The 15108-nt window shown below is 60.9% G+C and carries 11 protein-coding genes; 8 read left to right on the top strand and 3 right to left on the bottom strand.

Features of this window, described 5'->3' with window-relative positions; all coding sequences use genetic code 11:
- The first annotated feature begins 177 nt into the window (after nucleotides 1–177).
- The 7 genes from I7X13_RS19265 (at nucleotide 178) to I7X13_RS19235 (ending at nucleotide 7504) form a co-directional block, all read left to right on the top strand.
- On the top strand, nucleotides 178–1719 hold the full coding sequence (locus I7X13_RS19265) for a hypothetical protein (protein ID WP_198076729.1): 1542 nt from the start codon (nucleotides 178–180) through the stop codon (nucleotides 1717–1719).
- Nucleotides 1720–1974: 255 nt separating this feature from the next.
- Nucleotides 1975–2271, top strand: coding sequence for a hypothetical protein (locus I7X13_RS19260; protein WP_198067158.1), 297 nt, complete (start codon nucleotides 1975–1977; stop codon nucleotides 2269–2271).
- A gap of 40 nt (nucleotides 2272–2311) precedes the next feature.
- Nucleotides 2312–2605: a cell division protein ZapA gene (locus tag I7X13_RS19255; protein WP_190922794.1), complete on the top strand. Its 294-nt coding sequence runs from the start codon at nucleotides 2312–2314 to the stop codon at nucleotides 2603–2605.
- Nucleotides 2606–2736: 131 nt separating this feature from the next.
- Complete coding sequence (gene rny / locus I7X13_RS19250; RefSeq protein WP_198076728.1) at nucleotides 2737–4425, top strand: ribonuclease Y; 1689 nt, start codon at nucleotides 2737–2739, stop codon at nucleotides 4423–4425.
- 139 nt (nucleotides 4426–4564) lie between these two features.
- Complete coding sequence (locus tag I7X13_RS19245) at nucleotides 4565–5494, top strand: N-acetylmuramoyl-L-alanine amidase (protein ID WP_233454856.1); 930 nt, start codon at nucleotides 4565–4567, stop codon at nucleotides 5492–5494.
- 80 nt (nucleotides 5495–5574) lie between these two features.
- Nucleotides 5575–6819, top strand: a complete 1245-nt coding sequence (locus tag I7X13_RS19240; RefSeq protein ID WP_198076726.1) for a pyridoxal phosphate-dependent aminotransferase — start codon at nucleotides 5575–5577, stop codon at nucleotides 6817–6819.
- Nucleotides 6820–6838: 19 nt separating this feature from the next.
- A complete protein-coding gene (locus tag I7X13_RS19235) occupies nucleotides 6839–7504 on the top strand; it encodes a cytochrome b/b6 domain-containing protein (RefSeq protein WP_198076725.1) in 666 nt (221 codons plus the stop codon).
- Between the two features lie 191 nt (nucleotides 7505–7695).
- Here I7X13_RS19235 and I7X13_RS19230 read toward each other — a convergent pair whose 3' ends face one another.
- A complete protein-coding gene (locus tag I7X13_RS19230) occupies nucleotides 7696–10059 on the bottom strand; it encodes a M1 family metallopeptidase (RefSeq protein WP_198076724.1) in 2364 nt (787 codons plus the stop codon).
- Between the two features lie 136 nt (nucleotides 10060–10195).
- Entirely contained in the window at nucleotides 10196–10792 is a 597-nt protein-coding gene (locus tag I7X13_RS19225; RefSeq protein ID WP_198076723.1) for a HupE/UreJ family protein, read from the bottom strand.
- Between the two features lie 75 nt (nucleotides 10793–10867).
- On the opposite strand from I7X13_RS19225, the gene I7X13_RS19220 reads away from it, so the two are divergent.
- The gene (locus tag I7X13_RS19220) at nucleotides 10868–11785 is read left to right on the top strand and encodes a hypothetical protein (RefSeq protein ID WP_198076722.1); all 918 of its coding nucleotides are present in this window, start codon (nucleotides 10868–10870) and stop codon (nucleotides 11783–11785) included.
- Nucleotides 11786–12411: 626 nt separating this feature from the next.
- Here I7X13_RS19220 and clpB read toward each other — a convergent pair.
- On the bottom strand, nucleotides 12412–15021 hold the full coding sequence (gene clpB / locus I7X13_RS19215) for an ATP-dependent chaperone ClpB (protein ID WP_198076721.1): 2610 nt from the start codon (nucleotides 15019–15021) through the stop codon (nucleotides 12412–12414).
- Nucleotides 15022–15108: the final 87 nt, after the last annotated feature.

The raw sequence follows: 15108 nt of genomic DNA, 5'->3' as shown, positions 1-15108 counted from the left end.
CGCTGAAACAGAAAACGTCGTGCCGAGCAATGCTCGGCACGACGTTTTCTGTTTCAGCGGGTCGGCAACCGCGAATCCGGGACTCAGTACGAAAAAAAATCACGTATTTCTACCTTATTCCAGCAACGAAATTTACCGGAGCTTTGGCTGCACGAATTCTAACACTTTCAGCAGCTTATGAAAAAGCAATACCTTCTACCGGCCGTACTATACCTCGGCCTTGGGCTGAGCGGATGCTCCTCGAACAACTCCGAATCGGAGACGCAGACTACCACTGCGGCCCCGTCCACCAGCGAGATGGCCGTGGGTACCGATAAGCAGCCCACCGCGATGCTACAGGCGGTTGAGATGACCAGCGGCCAGATTCCGGGCTACAAATTCCCGGAAGACAGCAGCACCATTAATGGCTGGATTGAGCGGCGCGATGCCGCCAGCATCGACCGCCACGGCTGGGGCATCTGGACCACTTTATCGGCTCCGGCAGGCCAGGGGCCGGATATGCCCCGCGTGTACGAAACCTGGCCCACGGCCGATGAGGTGCAACAGCAGCAGGAGCCCGGCACCGAGCAGTCCCCCACCATGCTCCTGAAGCGGCCCAGGCCGGTGCGGCGGCTACGCATGCCGCGGCAGTTCCTGCGCGACCCAAACCTGGTGAGCCGCCGGCCGGCCCGCGCCGACCTGGCCCAGGCCCATGCCATGACAGGCAGCTCAACGCAAAACGCGTTTGAGTCGGTGGCCTACAACCCGGCCGCCGCCACGTTTATCGCCCAAAATAAGCTTTTTCTGACGGCCACCCTGCAAGGCATGCTGAACGGCCACAAGGGCGAAATTCCGGAACTGCCCCGCGAATCCATCGCCATCAAGCCCGTGTACGAGATAGTGCCGGCCGCCCCGAGCGCCGCCGCGCCCCTGTACGAGATGAAAGTATGGACGGGCACCACCGATAAGCAAATCCCCTACGGCCAGGCGGCGTGGGCAAGCACCATCTACGTCGACATCAAGAACCAGGGCCAAGGCAATGGCGCGGTAGCCGCGGCCGGGGCCAAGCCTACCCCCGCCACCACGTACAACCTGCGCGACTTCGTCTACTACCGCCTCACCCAGGAAGAAGCCGATGCGCTGAACGCCGAGATAAAGGATACCTCGAACCATTACAACCAGGTGCCGGTGAACAAGGGCGACTACGCCATTCTGGTGGCCATGCACATCACCACCAAGGAAATCAAGCGCTGGACCTGGCAAACCATGTGGTGGGCGCCCAACTCGGCCAATGCGCCGCTGCCTAGCAGCAGCGCCATTGCCGCGCACCGCCCCGCGCAGCTGACGGGGGCCCCGCGCCACTACGCCATGTCCATTGCCTACCAGATGCTTGCCCCCGTGCAACCCTACGCGGGCGGCAAAAGCGTGGGCCAGTCCATCTACGCGTTCAACCCCTACCTGGAAGCGGGCTTCAGTCCGCAAACTTTTTCAAACAATAAACACTTCCAGGAACCCTCCCGTGTGCTGACCAAAGGCCTGTGGGTCACCAACAACGTAGGGGTGCGTACCAATTGCATGAGCTGCCATGCCCAGGCCAGTTTCACGTCGGTAGAGGGGCCAAATCCCCGGCTGCCGCTCGGCTACCTCGGCAACACCTACGTGGACATGGGCAGTCCTAAGTTCAAAGGCCGCCTGCGCACCGACTTCCTGTGGTCGATTGCCGACCGGGCTACGCCGTAAACGCCCCGGCCACCCGCTGCCGCCCCGGCCTGTAGCCACTGCCTGGGTCATGGCTGGTTTTCATCCATTTTTTCCACCCGAACGTCGTGCCCCACCGCTTCCCAGCGCGGGGCACGACGTTCTTTTTTTGCCGGGCTATTTGTCCCTGCCTCAACTTCCAAACTAAACCGCACTGAGTCACAAGCCGCGAGCAAGCCCGGGGTAAAGCGTAGCTTTCGGCCCGGCGCTTTATCTTCACCCAAAATTTATTCGCCCGTGGCCTCTTCCCAACAGCTTGCGCAACTCGACCGCCTGGAGCGGCAGATTACCACCTTAGTGGCTGCCTATCAGCAATTGCGTGAGGAGCTGGCCGATGCCAACACCACCGTGCAGCAGCTCCGGGCCGATGTGCGCGAGAAGGACCGGCAGCTAAAAGAGCGCCAAAACCAGGAAAATATCGTTAAACTTGTACACACCATAGCTGGGGAACCCACCCACGCCAACGAACTTAAACTGCGCCTCAACGAATACATCCGCGAACTGGACAAGTGTCTTGCCTATTTGAGAGACTAAACCGACTGACCCCTCACCCCACCGCTGTAACCTTCGCCCTATGAGCGAATTAGCCATTAAAATTCGTATTGCTGACCGGGACTATCCCATGCGCGTTGACGTGCAGGATGAGGAACGGCTGCGCCTGGCGGGCCGCCTGCTGGGCGACAAGCTGCGCGAATTCAGAGAAGGCTACGGCATTCAGGACAAGCAGGACTTGCTGGCCATGGTTGCGTTGGCCACCATGGCCGACCAATTGAAAGTGAGCAAGGAAAAGGATGGCACCGATGCGGCGCTAACCGAACGGCTGGCTCGTTTCGACGAGCTACTATCCGGCGTGGTGCTAGCGGGGTAATACCCCCGACTGGCACGCACACAACTCGTTGGCCCGGCAGGGCGGCGCGGCAATCGGCCGCTTCCGCCCGGCCCGGGCATAATCGTTCTACCTGGTTATGGTTTTTACCCCACCCCAAAAACCATAATTACATGTCACCCACCATATTATACTGTATACTTACTGCGGTAGCTGCCCTTGTGGCGGGCTTCGTAGTAGGTAAACAGCTGGCCGGCAAAGCCCGGCTGGACCACGAGGGCGAGGCCCAGGCCCGCGCCCAGCAAATCCTCCGCGACGCGGAGGAGAAAGGCAACCGCCTTCGCGACGAGAAAATCAAGCAGGCTGATGAGCGCTTGGAGCAGTCGAAGAACAAGTTCAAGTCGCTGCGCAACGAGTTTGACCAGGAAAGCCGCCGCCTCAAGAATGAGCTGGACAGCGAGCTGACCCAGCGCCGCCAGGGCGTGGTGGAGCAGGAACAGAGCATCAAAATGCTCACCGAAACTACCCAGCGCCAGCTCGAACAACTGCAGAAAAAGGAAGCCGACCTTGACCGCCAGCGCGAAAAAAACCAGACCGACACGCAGCAGCTGCGCGATAAGCTGGAAGCCCAGGCCGAAAAACGCCGCCTCGACCACGAGGAAACCATGGCCGAGCTGGAAGCCAAGCAGCGCGAAGCCGACGAGCAGCTCCACAACGTGCAGCGCCAGCTCGAAACCATTGCCAACCTGACTGCCGCCGAAGCCCGCGAGCAACTGGTGGAATCGCTGAAAAACGAAGCCCAGATTCAGGCCAGTTCCTACGTGAAGGACACCGTGGCCCAAGCCCGCCTGACCGCCACCAAGGACGCCAAGAAGATTGTGCTCGAAACCATTCAGCGCACCGCGTCGGAGCACGCCATTGAGAATTGCGTGTCGATTTTCAACATTGAAAGCGACGACGTGAAGGGCAAAATCATCGGCCGCGAGGGCCGCAACATTCGCGCGCTGGAAGCTGCCACGGGCGTGGAAATCATTGTGGACGATACCCCGGAGGCCATCATCATCTCGGGTTTCGACCCGGTGCGCCGCGAAATTGCCCGCCTTTCGCTACACTTGCTGGTGAAGGACGGGCGCATTCACCCGGCCCGCGTGGAGGAAATCGTGGCCAAAACCCGCAAGAACATTGAAGAGGAAATCGTCGAGATTGGCGAGAAAACCATCATCGACCTTGGTATTCACGGCCTTCACCCCGAGTTGATTAAGATGGTAGGCCGCATGCGCTTCCGCTCCTCTTACGGACAGAATCTGCTGCAACACTCACGCGAAGTAGCTAACCTCTGCGCTACGATGGCTGCCGAGATGGGCCTTGATGTGAAGAAAGCCAAGCGCGCCGGCCTGTTGCACGACATCGGCAAGGTCAGCACCGAGGAACCCGAGCTGCCCCACGCCATCCTGGGCATGGAAATGGCCAAGAAGTGGAAAGAGCATCCCGACGTGGTGAATGCCATCGGGGCTCACCACGACGAGATTGAGATGACGGCCATGATTTCGCCGCTGGTGCAGGCCTGCGACGCCATTTCAGGCTCGCGCCCCGGCGCCCGCCGCGAGATGATGGAAAGCTACATCAAGCGCCTTAAGCAGCTGGAGGAAACCGCTAACGGCTTCAAGGGTGTGAATCAGTGTTTTGCCATTCAGGCCGGCCGCGAGCTGCGCGTGATGGTGGACGCCGAGAACGTGACCGACGAGCGCGCCGCCGAGCTGAGCTTCGAGATTTCGCAGAAAATCGAGAAGGAAATGCAGTACCCCGGCCAGATTAAAATCACCGTGATTCGGGAGATGCGCGCCGTGGCCTACGCCAAGTAGCGCGGGCGGCCGTCTTGTTACCGGAAGCCCTTGAAGCAGTTGCTCCAAGGGCTTCTTTTTTGCTGCTGTACCGGCAGCTTCGTTGTTTAATTCGTTTCTGATGAAGGCCTGTTTACCTTCCTTTTGTTTTGCGGCAGCCTTGGCCTTAAGTGCCTGCGCCGCCTCCAAAAATCCCTACGCCGCCACCAACAAGTCGTACAAAGCTCAGGTGAAGGCTTATGCCGATGCCTTGCGTGCTACGCCAGTTATTACACCGGGGGCCGATAGCCTACTGGGCAAATACTGGGTGGGCACCACCAATTTCAACCTGCGCAAGCCCAACTACGTCGTGATTCACCACACGGCGCAGGACTCCACGGCGCAGACGCTCAAGACGTTCACCATGCCGAGCACGCAGGTGAGCGCGCACTACGTCATCGGGCGCGACGGCCGGGTGTACCACATGCTCAACGACTACCTGCGGGCCTGGCACGGCGGCGTGGCCCGCTGGGGCAACACTACGGATATCAATTCATCGTCCATCGGCATTGAGTTGGACAATAACGGTGTTGAGCCTTTCGCCGAAGCCCAGATTACCAGCCTGATGCACATTCTGGCCGGGCTGAAGAAAGCCTACGGCATTCCCACGGCCAACTTCATCGGCCATGCCGATATTGCGCCCAGTCGCAAGAATGACCCCAGCGCATTGTTTCCCTGGAAGCGCTTGGCGGACAATGGTTTCGGCCTGTGGTACGATGCCGGGCCGCTGCCCAGCCCCTTCGTGGCCGACAGCGCCGTTGCCCTGGCCGGCCGCCTGCTCGCCCCGCCCCTGCCGCCGGCCGACGACGTGCCCACGGCCACCCTCCAGCCCGTGGACACCAGTCGGGTAGATGCCCAGCTGGCGCGGCTCAACGGGCCGATTACGGTATTCAGCCCGCGCGAGGCCTTGCGGATTATCGGGTACGACACGCGGGATTTACCGGCGGCCATCCGGGCATTTAAGCTGCATTTTATTCAGCAAAACGTGGGGGCGCCGCTCACCGATGCCGACAACCGGATTCTGTATAATCTGTACAAGAAGTGCTTGTGAGCGACAGTACGCCGTTATATTTAGCCAATTGAGGGGGCTGGCGGCTAGTGCTGCGCCGGTCGGATAATTGATTCTATTGTATGCCAGAAGTATCTAAGCGCGGGCAGGCTATGCCCGTTTCGCCGTTTCGCAAGCTGCTGCCTTATGCCGACGCCGCCCGCCAACAGGGCAAAACTGTTTATCCCCTCAACATCGGCCAGCCCGATGTGCTGACCCCGCCCGAAATGCTGGCCGCCGTGCGCGAGGCCGACATCGCGGTGCTGGGCTACGCCCCCGGCGCGGGCACCGACAGCTACCGCCGCAAGCTGGAAACCTACTACCAGCGCGCCGGCATTCCGGCTCGTTTTGAAGATATTATGGTGACCACGGCGGGCAGCGAGGCCATCCTCTTCGCCATGCTCACCTGCCTGAACCCGGGCGATGAGGTGATTGTGGCCGAGCCGTTTTACGGCACCTATACCGCGTTTGCCATTGCCGCCGGGGTGAGCATTGTGGCCGTAACGGCGCATATTGAGGACGGCTTTGCGCTGCCGCCACTGGCCGATTTCGAGGCCGTGATTACGCCCCGCACCCGCGCCATTCTCATCTGCAACCCCAGCAACCCCACCGGCTATGTGTACCGGCGCGACGAGTTGGATTCCCTGCTGGGTTTGTGCCAGCAGCACGACCTGTACCTACTCTCGGACGAAGCCTACCGCGAATACTGCTACGATGGCGCCCGGGCCACCAGCGCCCTGAGCCTGGTGGACGGCGAAAAGCACGTGGTGGTGCTCGACACCATTTCGAAGCGCTATAGCGCCTGCGGGGCACGAGTGGGCGCCCTGGTCACCCGCAACCCCGACGTGTGGCTGGCCGCCTTCCACTTCGGCCAGATGCGGATTTGCCCACCGGTGCTGGAAATGGTGGCTGCCGAAGCCGCCGCCGACCTGCCGCCCTCCTACTTCGACGGCACGCGGGCCGAGTACCAGGCGCGGCGCAACCTCACGGTGAACGCGCTGCGCGCCATGCCGGGCGTGGTGTGCCCGGTGCCGGGCGGGGCCTTCTACGTGGTGGCCCGCCTGCCCGTAGACGATGCCGAGAAGTTTGGCCAGTGGCTACTTGAGGAATTTACCCTTGACAACCAGACCCTGATGCTGTCGCCGGCCAACGGCTTCTACCACACGCCGGGCCTGGGCCGACAGGAAGTGCGCCTGGCCTACGTCATCAACCAGGTCGATTTGGCGGCGGCCATGCACTGCCTGGCACACGCGCTGCTGGTTTACCCCGGCCGCACCGAACCCGTGCCCGCCACGACCGTAGAAGCCGGCATTGCCCTCCCCGTTTGACCTTTTGCCATTCCGCTCCATGAACGAAACCATTGCCCCCGCCGTCGAAGTACCCATCAAGGATTACCGGGGCTCCATCCGGTTCTGGCACTGGGCCAATGCGTTGCTGATTAGCCTGCAGCTGATGACCATTCTGTTTCAGAAGGTGATTGTGAAGGCCAAAACGGCGGTGCCGGAACTGCAGTCGTCGGGCAAGGAGGTTTCGGTGCCGCAGGCGCGCGAATTGGCGCACATCATCAGCGAGCGCATCTGGGCATGGCACATCTACTTTGGCTGGGCGCTGGTGGCGCTGTGGGTATTCCGGCTGGGCCTGCAGCTCACGGGGCCTTCCGAGCTGCGCTTCTCGGCGCGGCTGATGGAGATTTTGCGCCGCTACCGCCTCGCCCCGCCAGCCGACAAGAGCCAGGCCGGCAAAATCCTGTTTGCCAAAACCACTTACGCGCTGTTTTACTTATTTATCACCATCATGGTGGCCACCGGGCTGATTTTGATATTCGAGGACGTATCGTGGCTGCGGGGCATTCATCATCTGGCCGAGGAAACGCACAACGTAACCATGTTCCTCATCATCGGCTTCATCCTTATTCACGTGGTGGGCGTGGTGTGGGCCGAAAGCAAGGAAGACCACGGGCTGATTTCGCGCATGGTGGGCGGCGAGGCTCCGAATATTGCGCCGAAGGCGTAAGGTCTGTCATTGCGAGTGGAGCGCGGCGGAACGCGGTAATCCATCCTCTCTTCGACCAACTGTAGGATGTGACAAAGCCCTATTTGAAACACAAAAAGCCCCAGCACTACGCAGTGCCGGGGCTTTTTGCATTATCAGGCTGATTGCATTGAGTGGACGGGCTGTTGCGCTCCACTTGCAATGACGGGCGACTAGTTGCCGCTGCTGCCGGGCTTCTGCTCCAGCTTCTGCATGGGGCTGGCCGAAGCTTTGGCGGCTTGTTGCATGGGGTTGGCCGGGGCCTGCGGGCGCTGCTGCTCAAACAGCTCGAAGCGCGAGGCAGCGGGCTGACGTGGGAAGGCGTTATTGCTCAAATCTGTGTCGGCCGTTTGCTGGAATGGGTCGATAACGAAGCTGATAACGGGCTTTTTGGTCACAATGACTTTCGTGACTTGGGCGTTGTTTTTGCGCCAGATTTCGGCCGGGATGGTCTGAATTTCCTGAGTGTTGTCGGCGTAGGTCATTTGCAACACAATGGGCATCACGAGGCCGCCCACGTTGCGGAAGCTCAGCTCGTAGAAGTTGCTCTGCGAGTCGTTGAGGCGCTGCTGCTGCTCGGGCGTGAGGCTGCTCAGCATGGCGGTGTAGCGCTGTTGTTCGGCAGGCGTCACGGCCAGCGGGTCGTAGCTGTTGTAGAAGTCCTTCAGCTCGGGCTTCTCCTCCACCAAGGTTTGCTTGATGTCATTGGCGTTGCGCTGGGCCGTGATGGACTGCGGCGCGGCGGCTTTCTGCTGCTGCAGGCGGGCGTTTTCCACCTGCGGGTTGCGGGTGCTGGCATTGTAGGATTTTACCGATTCGAGGGCCAAATCGGTGTGCTCGGTGGTGTAGAACCAGCCGCGCCAGAACCAGTCCAAGTCCACGGCCGAGGCGTCTTCCATGGTGCGGAAGAAGTCGGCGGGCGTGGGGTGCTTGTAGGCCCAGCGCTGGGCATAGGTCTTGAAGGCGTAGTCGAACAGCTCGCGGCCCATCACCGTTTCGCGCAGGATGTTGAGGGCGGTGGCGGGCTTACCGTAGGCGTTGTTGCCGAACTGCAGGGCCGACTCCGAGTTAATCATAATCGGCGACTGCAGGTTGTCGGCCGTGGCCATGTAGGCGGCGATGTTGCGCGGCTCGCCGCGGCGGCTGGGGTAGTTGCGCTCCCACTCCTGCTCGGTCAGGAACTGCACGAAGGAGTTCAGGCCTTCGTCCATCCACGTCCACTGCCGCTCGTCGGAGTTGATAATCATGGGGAAGAAGTTGTGGCCTACCTCGTGGATAATCACCGAAATCATCCCGTATTTCACCTGCTGCGAGTAGGTGCCGTCCTTCTCAGGCCGGCCGCCATTGAAGCAAATCATCGGGTACTCCATGCCACCCACCGGGCCGTGCACCGAAATGGCCACGGGGTAAGCGTAGGGAATCGTGAATTTCGAGTAGGTTTTGATGGTGTGGGCCACCACCTGCGTCGAGTACTGGCCCCAGAGCGGGTTGCCCTCCTTAGGGTAGTAGCTCATGCACATCACGGGCTTGCCGTTTTGCTTAATCTGCATGGCATCCCAGATGAACTTGCGCGAGCTGGCCCAGGCAAAGTCGCGCACGTTTTTGGCGGCGAAAGTCCAGGTTTTGGTGCCGGTGGCGCGGCTGCTTTCGTTCTTCACGGCCTCGTCCTGCGTCACCATCAGTACGGGCTTGGTAGCCGATTTGGCCTGCTCCCAGCGCTTGAGTTGCGTGCCGGTGAGCACCTGGGCGGCGTTCTGGAGCGTGCCGGTAGCGCCCACGATGTGGTCGGCGGGCGCGGTGATGCTCACTTTGTAGTCGCCGAAGGGCAGCGTGAATTCGCCGTTGCCGAGGAATTGCTTGTGCTGCCAGCCCTGGTTGTCCGAATACACGGCCATGCGCGGGTAGAACTGGGCCATCTCGTAGAGGTAGTTCTTGTCATCGGCGAAGTATTCGAAGCCGCTGCGCCCGCCCTGCTTGTACTGGTCGGTGATGTTGTAGTGCCACTTCACGCTGAACGACACCGACTGACGCGGCAGCAGCGGCGCGGGCAGGTCCACGCGCATCATGGTGTTGTTGGTCACGGTGTGCAGGGCGCGACCGTCCTTGCCGGTCACGGCCTCAATCTTAAAGCCGCCATCGAAATTGGATGTCATCGCATCGACCGACTGAAAAGACATCTTATCCTGCAACTGGCCCACCTGCGTGGCGTTGGCGATGGAGTTTTTCTCGAAAATGTTCTGGTCGAGCTGTACCCAGAGGTAGGGCAGCGCATCGGGCGAGAGGTTGGTGTAGGTGATGGTTTCGCGGCCGGTAAGGGCCTGCTTGGCATCATCCAGGGTGACTTTGATGTCGTAGTCGGCGCGCTGCTGCCAGTAGTCGGAGCCGGGGGCGCCGCTGGCGGTGCGGTAGGAGTTGGGCGTGGGCAGCATCGTTTCGAGCTGCGCAAATTTGTCGGTGCCGGAGTTGGTGGTCTGGGCAGTGGCGGCCTGCTGGCCCGCTACTGCCAGCACCAGGCCAGCCAATAGAATACGACGCATAGAAAAACCGTAAATTGGAAAAATCAGAAAAAGCGAAAGCCGAGAAAGTCGCTAAAGTTACGGCGGAGTTGCGTGAGAGAGCGAAACGCCACACCAGCTAATGACTAGTCCCGTTCTGCTCTTATTTCTATGGCCCCTACGGCCACAACTGTTGCAGCAGCAATACCGTGGCAATGCCCAGGGCCGCGCCGCTGGTGGTTAGCAGCCAGTCGCGGCGCGCCACGCGCAGGCTGCCCAGCAATACCGCCCCAACCAGCAAGATGGCCGATACGATAAGGATTTGGCCCAGCTCCACCCCGATGTTGAACGCCAGCAATTCCTCCACCGGCCGGCTGTTAGGTCCGAGCAAGGCCCGCAGATAGTTGGAAAACCCCAGCCCGTGAATCAACCCGAAACCCAGCGCCAGGGCATTGGGAGCCGCCGCCAGCATGGGGGCCCGGCGCGTGATGAGCCGGCCTGCGCCGCGCAGGTTCCACAGCGCTGTGACCATGATGGTGACCGGAATCAGCGCCTCAATAACAGCCGGCTTGAAAGCCACCAGGCCCAGCGTGGCCAGGGCCAGCGTGAGCGAGTGCCCCACCGTGAAGCTGGTAACCAGCGCCAGCACGCGCCGCCAGTCGGCCAGCACGTAGGGCGCGCACAGGGCCAGCAAAAACGTGAGGTGGTCGGCCGCGTGCGGCGTGCAGATGTGCAGAAAGCCGAGTTGCAGGTAGGTCTGAAAAACGGAAGCCATAAGACAAAGCTAGCGGCTTCAGATTTGGGGGATGCATTTCTAACTTGTGCCGTTTTTCCACTTCCTTTTCTATTTATGCTGAAACGCTACCTGTTGCTTTTTCTCCTGCTTCCCCTCGGCGCGGCGCGGGCCCAGGCCCCGGCCAATCCCGCCCCGGGCACTTTCTACCTCACGCGCCAGGACTCAGCCCGGGCCGTGCACGAATTATTTAAGAGCCGGCGCGGCGGCGGGTTTGGGTGGCTGGCCTTTGGCGCGGCGGGAATGGCGGCCTCCATCATCCCCGCCCAGCAGGCCACCAGCGCCGGCGTCTGGACGCCCGGCGTCGTCATCGGCTCGGCCATGGCGGTGCTGGGCACCAAAAAATTCATTCAGTTCGGGTGGGGGCGCGAGCGGCGCGTGCTGCGAAACCTGGCCGCCACCGGCCACCTGCCCGCCGACGTGCAACGCCGCCTGCACGGCAATTTCGCGCCCCTGCACGGAACAGCCTCTGCACCCAATCCGCTGCTGGCCTACGGCAAAGCCCCCGGCAATGCACCGGTGGCAAACGATGCGGCTCCAGCCACAACGCCGGTTCAGGCTCAGGCCCAAACCCTGGCCGATGCCCGGCAGGATACGCTCGATGCCGTGCAGGGCCTGTTCAACGCCAAGCGTCTGGCCGGGCAGCTCCCCATCCTGCTTGCCCTGCCCGGCCTGCGCCTGATGACCGGGGCCACCAAAACCGGAGTATCGTCGTCGCCCTACGGCCAAACCCAGAGCGCCGACCCGCCAGCGGGCCAGATAGCCCTCGGGCTGGCGTTGATGACGGGCGGCGTGGTGTATATGTTCGTGCACAACGCCCCCTACTCCGACGCGAAGTTTAAGCTGTTGCACGACGATTACCTAGCCGGCCACCCGCTCCCACCCGCTCTGCGCGCCCAGCTCAAGCCCAAGCACATTGAAGCCGGCCGTACCTATCGAGAAAAAATGGAGCGACGCGCCAGCCGCCGCCGATAATTCGGCCCGCCCCGCCGTGGCCGGGGTAGCGAAAGCTTCTCCAAGACGTGAAATAGCAAGACTATTGCGCAGCAGAAAAATGCTTTAAAAGCTTGCCTCGCTTGGAATATATATTCTGCACCTTGAAATAAGGAATAGGGTCACACGCATATATGCCTCCGCCCCCACCATACGCGCCACCTTCCCCGACGCTCATTGTTTCCCCGAAATAACCACTTACAATAACCGTGTCCTCTTGCCCCGACTTTACTAGATGAGCATAGTATTGATGAAACTGGGTTGTGTCTCGATAATGCCCTATTGGATAAGGCACAATAAATTTCTCGTTGCTATGGAATAGTCGAATAAAACTATTGGATGGACTTACGCGAATTACTGGATAGGCTTCATGAAATTCATCACAGCCCCAAGTGCTAGGCCAAGTAATAACTACACGACTAGGCCCTGAAAACCTATAGGCCATGTTAAAAGAACTGTAGTAAAGCACACAAATTAGAATCAGGAAAGTCATTATAGATAAGCACCCAAACCGCCTTGAAATTTTCATGATTTAAATCTACAATTGATAAATAAAAAGCCCCGCCAGCATCACGCCAGCGGGGCTTTCCCATTCAAAACCTAGCAGATTACACCGCCGGCATCTCCACGTTCTCAAATTTCACCTGCCCGTCTTCTAGCACGGCTTCCACCACGGCGTCTTTGCTCACTTTGCCGGCGAGGATGTCCTTGCTGAGTTCGTTGAGAATCAGGCGCTGCAGCACGCGTTTGAGCGGGCGGGCACCGAAAGTCGGGTCGAAGCCCTGCTCGCCGAGGAAGTCGAGCACCTCGTCGGTAGCTTCGAGCTGGATGCCCGACTCGGCCAGACGCTGCTGGATTTGCTTGAACTGGATGTCGACAATCTTGCGGATTTCCTTGCGCTTGAGCGGCTGGAACATCACGATTTCGTCGATGCGGTTCAGGAACTCGGGGCGCATGTGCTGCTTGAGGCGCTCGACGACTTCATCACGGGTGCGGTCCACCACTTCGTCGTGGTTGTACTCGTTCAGCTCCTTGAAGTTCTTCTGGATGATGTCGGCACCTGTGTTGGAGGTCATGATGATGATGGTGTTCTTGAAGTTCGCCACCCGGCCTTTGTTGTCGGTGAGGCGGCCATCGTCGAGCACTTGCAGCAGGATGTTGAACACGTCGGGGTGCGCTTTTTCAATCTCGTCGAGCAGCACCACCGAGTAGGGCTTGCGGCGCACGGCCTCGGTAAGCTGGCCGCCCTCGTCGTAGCCCACGTAGCCGGGAGGGGCCCCGATGAGGCGCGACACGGCGTGCCGCTCCTGAAATTCGCTCATGTCGATGCGGACCATCGCATTCTCGTCGTTGAAGAGGTACTCGGCCAGGGCCTTGGCCAGCTCGGTTTTGCCCACGCCGGTGGTGCCCAGGAAAATGAACGAGCCGATGGGCCGCTTGGGGTCTTGCAGGCCGGCGCGGGAACGACGCACGGCGTCGGAGATGGCCGCGATGGCTTCGGACTGTCCTGCTACTCGTTTGCCCAGCTCGGCTTCGAGGTTGAGCAGCTTCTCGCGGTCTGACTGCAGCATTTTGCTGACGGGGATGCCGGTCCACTTGGCCACCACTTCGGCGATGTCCTCGGAGGTGACGACTTCCTGCAGCATCGAGCCGCCGTCTTTGTTGGCGTTGGCCTGGTCCTGCAGCTGCTTCAGCTTCTGCTCGGCTTCCTGGATTTTGCCGTAGCGCAGCTCGGCCACGCGGCCGTAATCGCCCTGGCGTTCGGCCTGCTCGGCTTCGAGCTTGAAGCGCTCTATTGCTTCTTTCTGCTCCTGGATGCCGGTGAGCACGCCTTTCTCGCTTTCCCAGCGAGCTTTGAGGCTGTCGCGCTTCTCGCCCAGCTCGGCCAGCTCCTTGCTGAGCACGGTTTCGCGGTCTTTGTTGTCTTCGCGGCGGATGGCTTCGCGCTCAATCTCGAGCTGCATGATGCGGCGCTGCACCTCGTCGAGCTCCACGGGCATGGAGTTCAGCTCGATGCGGAGCTTGGCGGCGGCTTCGTCCATGAGGTCGATGGCCTTGTCGGGCAGGAACCGGTCGGTGATGTAACGCGAGCTCAGCTCGACGGCCGCAATCACGGCGTCGTCGGTGATGCGCACGCCGTGGTGCAGCTCGTACTTCTCCTTGATGCCGCGCATGATGCTGATGGCGTCTTCCTGCGAGGGCTCGTCCACCATCACGGCCTGGAAACGGCGCTCCAGGGCCTTGTCTTTCTCGATGTACTTCTGGTATTCCTTGAGCGTGGTGGCGCCGATGGCGTGCAGCTCGCCGCGCGCCAGGGCGGGCTTGAGCAGGTTGGCGGCGTCCATGGCGCCCTCGCCCCCGCCGCCGGCCCCGATGAGGGTGTGCATCTCGTCGATGAAGAGCACAATCTGGCCGTCGGAGTCGGTCACTTCTTTGATGACGGCCTTGAGGCGCTCCTCAAACTCGCCCTTGTACTTGGCGCCGGCCACGAGCAGGCCCATGTCGAGGCTCATGATGGTTTTGTCGCGCAGGTTTTCGGGCACGTCGCCGGCCACGATGCGCTGGGCCAGGCCCTCCACGATGGCGGTTTTGCCCACGCCGGGCTCGCCGAGCAGCACGGGGTTGTTTTTGGTGCGGCGCGAGAGGATTTGCAGCACGCGGCGGATTTCCTCGTCGCGGCCAATCACGGGGTCCATTTTGCCGCTGCGCACCTGCTCGTTGAGGTTGCGGGCGTAGCGGTTCAGGCTCTGGTACTGGTCTTCGGCGCTTTGGCTGGTCACCTTGCGGCCCCCGCGCAGCTCCTGGATGGCGGCTTTGGCGTCCTTCTCGTTGAAGCCGGTGTCTTTCAGCAGGGTGGCCACGGCGTCGCGGCCGCCGAGCAGGCCCAGCAGCAGGTGTTCCACCGACACGAATTCGTCGCCCATGTCCTTCATGGCGGCGTTGGCGCGCTGCACGGCGGCGGCGGCCTCGTTGGCGAAGTAGGGCGAGCCGCCGCTCACTTTCGGGTAGGCGGCCACGATGGCGTCGAGGCGCGGGGTGAGGATGTTGAGGTTGGCCCCGAGCTTGTTGGCCAGAAACGAGAAGACGTTCTCGTCGCTCTGGAAGAGGCCCTTCAGCAGGTGGCCCGTCTCGACGGCCTGCTGCTGGTTGCCCCCGGCGATTTCGGTGGCCTTTTGCACGGCCTCCTGCGCCTTGATGGTGAAGTTTTTAAAGTCCATGTTGCGTAGTCTCTTTAGGTAGGTGCTTCGGGTTAGGAAGTTTGTACGAGGGGACTAGCAAAGGGGGTGCAAATTGCATTTTCCGGT

Source organism: Hymenobacter negativus (assembly GCF_016056375.1).
GTDB lineage: Bacteria > Bacteroidota > Bacteroidia > Cytophagales > Hymenobacteraceae > Hymenobacter > Hymenobacter negativus_A.
This window is presented reverse-complemented; position numbering and strand designations above follow the sequence as displayed.